At 67.2% G+C, this 988-nt stretch carries 2 protein-coding genes; both read right to left on the reverse strand.

Annotated features, from left to right (window positions below):
* Nucleotides 1-602, reverse strand: a 602-nt coding sequence (locus PMO31116_RS23495) for an electron transfer flavoprotein subunit alpha/FixB family protein (protein ID WP_425494827.1), incomplete at its 3' end; no start/stop codon positions are given.
* A gap of 14 nt (nt 603-616) precedes the next feature.
* The coding region (locus PMO31116_RS23500; protein ID WP_150568811.1) for an electron transfer flavoprotein subunit beta/FixA family protein at nt 617-988 on the reverse strand (372 nt) is incomplete at its 5' end.

Consider the following 988-nt stretch of genomic DNA (forward strand, 5'->3'; position numbering starts at 1 on the left):
CCGCCCGAGACGATGATCTTCGCGCTCGTGAGCTCCGGACGGTCCAGCTTCGTCACTTCCCGCCCCACGAACTGCGACACGCCCGCGTCCGGCGTCGCCGCCACCGACTCCACCGCCGCGCTGCCTCCCGTGGCCGACACCGCGTCGAAGCCCGTCGAGCGCACCGTGATCACCTTCACCTTGTCCGCGCTCTGCACCGTCGCAATCGCGTTGCCCGCGTAGATCGGGCGCTCGAACGTGTCCGCGCTGTCGACCTTCGTGATGTCCGAGATCTGCGCCACATCCAGCAGCGCCGCCACGCGCGGCGCAATGTTCTTCCCGTACGCCGTCGCCGGCGCCAGGATGTGCGTATACCCGCCCGCGATCGACACCACCTCGTCGGCAATGTTCTCCGCCAGCCCGTCGCCGAAATACGCCGCCTCGGCCAGCAGCACCTTCTTCACGCCCGAAATCTGCGCCGCAGCCTCTGCCGCCGCCTTCGCGTTGTTGCCCGCCACCAGCACATGCACGTCCTCGCCGCATTGCAGCGCCGCCGCCACCGTGTTGAGCGTGGCCGCCTTGATCGACTGGTTGTCGTGTTCCGCAATTACCAGAATGCTCATCTCGTCGTCTCCCCTCAGATCACCTTCGCTTCGCTCTTGAGCTTCTCGACGAGCGTTGCCACGTCCGCCACCTTCACACCCGCGCTGCGCTTGGGCGGCTCGGCCACCTTCAGCGTCTTCAGCCGCGGCGCCACATCCACGCCCAGATCCGCCGGCTTGATCGTCTCCAGCGGCTTCTTCTTCGCCTTCATGATGTTGGGCAACGTCACGTAGCGCGGCTCGTTCAGGCGAAGGTCCGTCGTGATCACCGCCGGCAGCGACAGCGACACCGTCTCCAGACCCCCATCCACTTCACGCGTGACTTGCGCGCGGTTGTCCGCCACCGTCACCTTCGAGGCGAACGTCGCCTGCGGCAGCCTCGCCAGCGCCGCAAGCATCTGCCCGGT

This window comes from Pandoraea morbifera, from assembly GCF_902459575.1.
In the GTDB taxonomy this organism is placed as follows: domain Bacteria; phylum Pseudomonadota; class Gammaproteobacteria; order Burkholderiales; family Burkholderiaceae; genus Pandoraea; species Pandoraea morbifera.